Origin of the sequence: Nocardia carnea (genome assembly GCF_029869215.1) — a bacterium.
GTDB classification, from domain to species: Bacteria; Actinomycetota; Actinomycetes; order Mycobacteriales; family Mycobacteriaceae; genus Nocardia; species Nocardia carnea_B.
Genome location: NZ_JARWPM010000323.1, coordinates 22,709 through 30,085 on the forward strand (window position 1 = coordinate 22,709; position 7,377 = coordinate 30,085).

Annotated in this window: 8 protein-coding genes; 6 read left to right on the top strand and 2 right to left on the bottom strand. The window is 69.1% G+C overall.

The genetic code is table 11. From position 1 onward, the window contains the following. Positions 1–197 precede the first annotated feature (197 nt). From sucB to lipA, 5 genes are all read left to right on the top strand, one after another. Complete coding sequence (gene sucB, locus QH276_RS22755) at positions 198–1,967, top strand: 2-oxoglutarate dehydrogenase, E2 component, dihydrolipoamide succinyltransferase (RefSeq protein ID WP_280406896.1); 1,770 nt, start codon at positions 198–200, stop codon at positions 1,965–1,967. A 10-nt stretch (positions 1,968–1,977) separates the two neighbouring features. Continuing rightward, a complete protein-coding gene (locus tag QH276_RS22760; RefSeq protein ID WP_280400784.1) occupies positions 1,978–2,868 on the top strand; it encodes a TIGR01777 family oxidoreductase in 891 nt (296 codons plus the stop codon). Then, positions 2,865–3,392: a GNAT family N-acetyltransferase gene (locus QH276_RS22765; RefSeq protein ID WP_280400783.1), complete on the top strand. Its 528-nt coding sequence runs from the start codon at positions 2,865–2,867 to the stop codon at positions 3,390–3,392. The genes QH276_RS22760 and QH276_RS22765 overlap by 4 nt, the downstream gene beginning before the upstream one ends. A 2-nt stretch (positions 3,393–3,394) precedes the next feature. After that, on the top strand, positions 3,395–4,168 hold the full coding sequence (lipB, locus tag QH276_RS22770) for a lipoyl(octanoyl) transferase LipB (RefSeq protein ID WP_280400782.1): 774 nt from the start codon (positions 3,395–3,397) through the stop codon (positions 4,166–4,168). A 71-nt stretch (positions 4,169–4,239) separates the two neighbouring features. Beyond that, entirely contained in the window at positions 4,240–5,262 is a 1,023-nt protein-coding gene (gene lipA, locus QH276_RS22775) for a lipoyl synthase (protein ID WP_280400786.1), read from the top strand. Positions 5,263–5,342: 80 nt separating this feature from the next. Here the strand turns inward: lipA and QH276_RS22780 are convergent, their stop codons facing one another. Both QH276_RS22780 and QH276_RS22785 read right to left on the bottom strand, forming a co-directional pair. Then, the gene (locus QH276_RS22780; protein ID WP_280400781.1) at positions 5,343–5,606 is read right to left on the bottom strand and encodes a hypothetical protein; all 264 of its coding nucleotides are present in this window, start codon (positions 5,604–5,606) and stop codon (positions 5,343–5,345) included. Positions 5,607–5,938: 332 nt separating this feature from the next. After that, positions 5,939–6,370: a pyridoxamine 5'-phosphate oxidase family protein gene (locus QH276_RS22785; RefSeq protein ID WP_280400780.1), complete on the bottom strand. Its 432-nt coding sequence runs from the start codon at positions 6,368–6,370 to the stop codon at positions 5,939–5,941. A gap of 5 nt (positions 6,371–6,375) precedes the next feature. Here QH276_RS22785 and QH276_RS22790 point away from each other — a divergent pair, with 5 nt between their 5' ends. Next, on the top strand, positions 6,376–7,068 hold the full coding sequence (locus QH276_RS22790; protein WP_280400779.1) for a DUF4760 domain-containing protein: 693 nt from the start codon (positions 6,376–6,378) through the stop codon (positions 7,066–7,068). The last annotated feature ends 309 nt before the right edge of the window (positions 7,069–7,377 follow it).

A 7,377-nucleotide genomic window follows, 5' to 3' on the forward strand; every position in this document is an offset into this window, starting at 1 on the left:
GCCGGATACCAGAATTGGATGCCCTCCGGTAACCGCGCGCGGCGGCGAATGCAAGGATGGTTCCCGGAACAACAACCACACGGATCTCCGGCGCCGCGCAGAATGAACGCCGGCTGGAGCACCGCCGCGACCCGCGGCGCGATCCTCCGGAACGAGACTGTTGTAGACCCGTCGAGCAGTTAGAGGAGTCAACGGACATGGCCTTCTCCGTCCAGATGCCCGCTCTTGGTGAGAGCGTTACCGAGGGAACGGTGACACGGTGGCTGAAACAGGAAGGAGACACGGTCGAGGTCGACGAGCCGCTGCTCGAGGTCTCCACCGATAAGGTCGACACCGAGATCCCGTCCCCCGCGGCGGGCGTGTTGACGAAGATCGTCGCGCAGGAAGACGATGTCGTCGAGGTGGGCGGCGAACTGGGTGTTATCGGCGAGGCCGGCGAATCCGCTGCCCCCGCGCCCGCTCCGGAACCGGCCGCCGCCGAACCCGAGCCCGCCCCCGCACAGGAAGCCGCGCCCGCACAGGAAGCCGCGCCGGCTCCGCAGCCCGCGGCGGCGTCCGCTTCCGGCTCCGCCTCCGGGACCCCGGTGAAGATGCCGGAGCTGGGCGAATCGGTTACCGAAGGCACCGTGACCCGGTGGCTGAAGGCGATCGGTGACGAGGTCGCGGTGGACGAGCCGCTGCTCGAGGTCTCCACCGACAAGGTCGATACCGAGATCCCCTCCCCCGTGGCCGGCACCCTGCTCGAGATCACCGCGAACGAAGACGATGTGGTCGAGGTCGGTGGTCAGCTCGGCGTGATCGGGTCCGGCGCTCCCGCCGCCGGTTCCGCCCCCGAACCCGCACCGGCGCCGGCCCCCGAACCGGCCCCGGAGCCCGAACCCGCTCCGGCGCCCGCCGCGGCCGCCCCGGCTCCGGCAGCCGCCCCCGCTCCGGCTCCGGCGCCTGCCCCTGCCCCTGCCCCCGCTCCCGCGGCGCAGGCACCCGCGGCGCCGGCGTCCGCCCCGGCCGCCGGTAACGGCGCCACCCCCTACGTGACCCCGCTGGTCCGGAAACTGGCCGAGGAGAACGGCGTCGACCTGTCCACTGTCACCGGTTCCGGTGTCGGTGGCCGTATCCGCAAACAGGACGTGCTCGCCGCCGCCGAGGCCAAGAAGGCGCCCGCCGCCCCCGCCGCGGCTCCGGCCGCCGCGCCCGCCGCGAAGGCTCCGGCCGCGAAGGCCGCCCCCAGCCCCGCCCTGGCGGCGCTGCGCGGGACCACGCAGAAGGCCAACCGGATCCGGCAGATCACCGCGACCAAGACCCTGGAATCGCTGCAGACCACCGCGCAGCTCACCCAGGTGCACGAGGCCGATGTCACCAAGATCGCGACCCTGCGGGCCAAGGCCAAGGCCGAATTCGCCAAGCGCGAGGGCGTGAACCTGACCTTCCTGCCGTTCTTCGCCAAGGCCGTGGTGGAGGCGCTCGGAACCCATCCGAACGTCAACGCCAGCTACGACGCGAACAGCAAGGAGATCACCTACCACGCGTCGGTGCATCTCGGGATCGCCGTGGACACCGAGCAGGGCCTGCTCTCCCCGGTGATCCACAACGCCAGCGACCTCTCGCTGGCCGGGCTGGCGCGCGCCATCGCCGATATCGCCAACCGGGCCCGCACCGGCGGCCTGAAGCCGGACGAGCTGGCCGGTGGCACTTTCACCATCACCAATATCGGCAGCCAGGGCGCCCTGTTCGACACCCCGATCCTGGTGCCGCCGCAGGCGGCGATGCTCGGGACCGGCGCCATCGTCAAGCGGCCCACCGTGGTCACCGACGAGTCCGGTAGCGAATTCATCGGTGTCCGCTCGATGTGCTATCTGCCGCTGACCTACGATCACCGCCTCATCGACGGCGCGGATGCCGGACGGTTCCTCACCACCATCCGGCACCGCCTCGAAGAGGCGGCGTTCGAGGCCGATCTCGGGCTGTAAGGTCACGGAGATGCTGGTTGTGGTGGCCGGTTCGTCCGGGCTGATCGGCACTGCCCTCGTCGCGGCATTACGCCGGGACGGGGATCGGGTGCTCCGGTTGGTCCGGCGCCCGGCCGCCGCGCCCGACGAACGCCGCTGGGACCCCGCCCGCGGCGAACTCGACCCCGCCGTTTTCGACGGTGCGGACGCGGTGGTGAACCTGTGCGGTGCCGGGATCGGCGGTAAACGCTGGTCAGGCGCCTACAAACAGGAGTTGCGCGATAGCCGCATCACCCCCACCGATGTGCTGGCCACGGCCGTCGCACGGGCCGGGGTGCCGACCCTGGTGAACGCCAGCGGCGTGCACTACTACGGCGACACCGGGGCCCGGGCGGTCGATGAAACCGGCCCGCCGGGTACCGGTTTCCTGCCCACTCTGTGCGTGGACTGGGAGGCCGCCACCCACGCGGCCACCGATGCGGGATGCCGCACCGTCCTGTTGCGCAGCGGGGTGGTGCTGGCCGGTACCGGCGGGATGCTGCCGCAACTGAAGGCCCTGTTCCTGTTCGGTCTGGGTGGCCGGCTCGGCAGCGGCCGCCAATATCAGCCGTGGATATCCCTCGACGACGAAATCGGCGCCATCCGGCATGCCGTCACGACGGAGTCGGTCCGGGGTCCCCTCAACGCGGTGGGCCCGGCCCCGGTCACCAACGCCGAGTTCACCCGCGCCCTGGGCCGGGCCCTGCATCGCCCGACTCCGCTGCTGGTCCCGGGTTTCGCCCTGAAACTGGCGATCGGCGAATTCGCCGACGAGGCGATTCTGCACAGCCCCCGCGCACTACCGGGCGTGCTCGAGGAAACCGGTTACGAATTCCGCCACCCGACCGTCGGTGCGGCGCTCGCTGCCGCGGTGGGCCGGTGAACCCCGCCACCGCCACCCTGGTCCGTGACGCCCGGCCGGGGGATCTGCCCGCGATCCTGGAGATCCACAACCGGGCGATCGCCGAAACCACCGCCATCTGGGACGACGAACCCGTCGACCTCGCCGACCGGCAAGCCTGGTTCGACAACCGCACCGCGCACGGCCGCCCGGTGCTGGTGGCCGAGGTGGGCGGGGAACTCGCCGGATACGCCAGCTACGGCCCGTGGCGGCCGAAATCGGGTTACCGGCACACCGCCGAGAACTCCATCTACATCGCCGACCGTTTCCAGCGCCGCGGTATCGGCGCCGCGCTGCTGGCCGAACTGATCGAGCGGGCGCGGACCGCCGGGGATATCCACGCCATGATCGCGGTCATCGAATCGCGCAACACCGCCTCCATCGCCCTGCACGAACGGTTCGGTTTCCGCACCGTCGGACAACTGCCGGAAGTGGGCCGCAAATTCGGCCGCTGGATGGATCTGACACTGATGCAGCTCACACTGGAGATGAGCGTAACGTCGTGATCGTGAACAACACCCGCACCGCAACCCGGTCGGCGCGCTTCGACAGCACCCCCGTCGAGGTCCGCGATCTGGGGCTCATCGAGTACCTGCCGGCCTGGGATCTGCAACGTGAGCTGGCCGCCGAACGCGCCGACGGCCGCGGCGCCGACACCCTGCTGCTGCTGGAACACCCGTCGGTCTACACCGCGGGTCGCCGTACCGAGGAGGCCGACCGGCCCACCGACGGCAGCCCGGTGATCGACGTGGACCGCGGCGGCAAGATCACCTGGCACGGCCCCGGCCAGCTGGTGGGCTATCCGATCATCCGGCTCGCCGAACCGATCGACGTGGTCGATTACGTGCGGCGGCTGGAGCAGGCGCTCATCCAGGTGGTCACCGATCTCGGGGTCGACTGCGGGCGGGTACCCGGCCGCTCCGGGGTGTGGCTCGCCGCATCCGGCCTGCTGCCGGAACGCAAGATCGCCTCCATCGGGATCCGCGTGCAGCGCGGGGTCACCCTGCACGGGGTCTCGCTGAACTGCTGCCCCGATCTGGGCGCCTTCGGCGCCATCATCCCGTGCGGTATCCGGGATGTGGGCTCCACCAGCCTCAGCCAGGAACTCGGCCGCACCGTCACCGTTGCCGAGGCCCGGGCCCGGCTCGCCGACGCCATCCCGGCCGCGCTCAACGGCGAGCTTCCGGTCACCGAGCACGATATTCCGCAGGCCGCCACCGCGGCCGTCGCGGACCCCGCCGCCGCCACCGCGGCACGCGACCCGAAAGGTCTTTCAGCATGAGTGAGTCAGGCCCGGAGGCGGCAGCGGAGCGTAACCACGGAGGGCCCTCGCTCATGCTCGATGGACGCAGCATGACCTCCGCCCAAGCTCCCGCCGGCCGCAAACTGCTGCGGATCGAGGCCCGTAATGCCGAGACCCCGATCGAACGCAAACCCGGCTGGATCCGCACCCGCGCCACCATGGGCCCCGAGTACACCGAACTCAAGGGCCTGGTGAAACGCGAGGGCCTGCACACGGTGTGTGAGGAAGCGGGCTGCCCGAACATCTTCGAATGCTGGGAAGACCGCGAGGCCACCTTCCTCATCGGTGGCGAACAGTGCACCCGCCGCTGCGATTTCTGCCAGATCGACACCGGTAAACCGTCCCCGCTGGACCGCGACGAACCGCGCCGGGTCGCCGAAAGCGTCCAGGCCATGGGCCTGCGCTATTCCACCATCACCGGGGTGGCCCGCGACGATCTCGACGACGGCGGCGCCTGGCTCTACGCCGAAACCGTACGCGCCATCAAGAAGCTCAACCCGAACACCGGCGTCGAACTGCTGATCCCGGATTTCAACGCGAAACCGGATCAGCTCGCCGAGGTGTTCTCGTCCCGCCCGGAAGTTCTGGCGCACAACCTCGAAACGGTGCCGCGGGTGTTCAAGCGGATCCGCCCGGCGTTCCGCTACGAACGTTCCCTCGAGGTGCTCACCGCCGCCCGCGCCGACGGCCTGGTCACCAAGTCCAACCTGATCCTCGGTATGGGCGAAACCCCCGACGAGGTCACCCAGGCGATGCGCGACCTGCACGAGGCGGGCTGCGATATCCTCACCATCACCCAGTATCTGCGACCCTCTCCCCGCCACCACCCGGTGGACCGCTGGGTGAAACCCGAAGAGTTCGTGGAACATTCGAAGGTAGCCGAGGAAATCGGCTTCGCCGGCGTCATGGCGGGCCCCCTGGTCCGTTCCTCCTACCGCGCCGGCCGCCTCTACGCCCAGGCCATGGCCCACCACGGTCGCCCCATCCCCGAAACCATGGCGCACCTCGCCGCCGAAGGCACCGCATCCCAGGAGGCCAGCGCAGTCCTGGAGCGGTTCGGGTCACGGGCCTGACGCAACCCGCGCACTCCGGCGGGGGCCGAAGCCGGAGCTTCGGCCTTCGTCCGCGCCGGCCGAGCAGATCGACCGACCGATCAGTCTCCCCCGCCGCCACATCCGCCCCCGCCGCCACAGCCATCGCCGGCGCTCTTGCCGCCGTCACCATCACCGGATGCCCACCTGTTGCCGAAGTTCCGATCATCGGCGTGACCGGAGGCCCGGATCACTGCGACGACCACGGCGAAAAACGCGGCGACAAAAGCCAGGACAAGGAGAACGCGCAGCACGGAGGGAGGCGCGATGGCAATGGCTACTACCCCCATACCGGCCCCCACCAGGACCATCATGTACTTCTTCATATTCCCCGCCAGTATCGAACCGCCCTGCAGCTGATTTCAGCATGCCGGATTCGACACAACATGTCATTGCCGATTTGCGCTTCCCACTTGAACATTCGCGCAACCGCCGACCTCTGGCACGATCACGGAGGTGATCCGGGATGAGTTCGGCCTCCCCCGAGAGCGTCGGCCACGAGGAGCTCCAGAAGTCGCACGAAGGGCGCTAGTTCATCCGGCCCAGTGCTGCGGCCTGGGGTGCGGGTTCATCTGGCGGCCGGCGGCGAACCGGGGCACGTCGCAGCAGTGGCCGAGGCCACCACCGCGTCTGCGCACCCGACCCGGCGGGTGGGCCGTCAGAAGTCGTCCGAGTAGTCCTGCGTGATCCAGCGGTCGGGGCGGATCGTGAACAACACCGATTCGCGGCCGTCCATCTGTTCGGCGAACGCACGCCCGGCCTCGGGGCCGAGGTAACGGGTGGCGATGGCTTCCCGGACGTCCTGCGGGGAGGGATTCGCGGCGTCGATCACGGTGCCTTCGACGATGACGTACTGATACGGCAATTCTTCGCGCTGAACGACCAACGTCACCACACCGGCTTCCCGGATGAGCCTGGCCTTACGGCGATTCGCGCCGGTGTTGATCCGGATGTCACCGCCGGGTGTGTAGTCGTACCAGATCGGGACGGACGCGGGCGGGCGGCCGTCGGTCGCCGCGACAGACAGCACCGCAATATGCGTGCCCGCGAGGAACTTCTGGCGTTCGGCTTCCGTGAAGGGTTTCGGCATACCCGATGCAACAGCGCGACGAGCGGTCGTCTTCCCCGGTATCGGCCACGGCGTGCGTCTATAATCGTAATCCGCTGAGCCGCAACAGCTTTGCCGCTAAAATAGCCGAGGTGTCAGAGATCATCATGATTGCCACGTTTATCCTCGGATGCGCTGGATTCATCTGGCAGATACGCATTTTCGCACATCAGGCCGGGGAGTCACGGGCAGCGGTGGACCGTGCCACACAGGAGGCGATCGAGGAGAATCGCCGCCAATGCCGCCGGTACACGCTGGAATTCATCGGAAATACGATCGCGCGCCAGTACGACTTGTACTCGAAGGTCCACGGCGATGACGGATTCCTGGAGCGGGCGAAAGTTCCCAACAGTGAGGAATACATGGGCCTGCGGTCCTACCTCGGGTACCTGGAGAACATCGCCGCGGGCGTGAACATGGGCATCTTCGATGAGCAGGTGGTCGACCACACAGCCGGTGCACGCCTGATCAAGGCATGGGAACAGTACAGCGGTTGGGTCGAAGCGGTCCGGAAGGCGCAAGGAAACAAGCGCATGTACGAGGAGCTGGAGATCCTGGTGCGGCGGCTCCCTCCACTGAATCCGCCCGATTCGGAAGAGAACATGGCCGATGACGACACCTCGGCCGTCACCGATGGCGCCGCACTGGCAAGGTCGGCCGGTTCACCGCCGGAGTCCTGACACCTGCCCGCCCCGGCAAGCGCACAGGTGCTGCGGTTTGCCCGGCGCACTCGCCGCCGAATTGCCGCAGGCCGGCGAGACCCACGACGCCGACCTCTACGACAACGCGTTCGCCGCGGACGTGCTGTCCGGAACCTCGATGACGCCAGGGTATCGCCACGGATCGAAAGACGTGGGGGGGGGGGGGGGGGGAACGGCCGGGGGGCGGGGGGGAAGGGTGTGGGGGGGGGGGGTGTTTAAGGGGGCGGGGGGGGTTTTTGGGCCGGGGCGGAGCCGGGGGGGCGCCCCCCCCGGGGGGGGGGAGCCGGG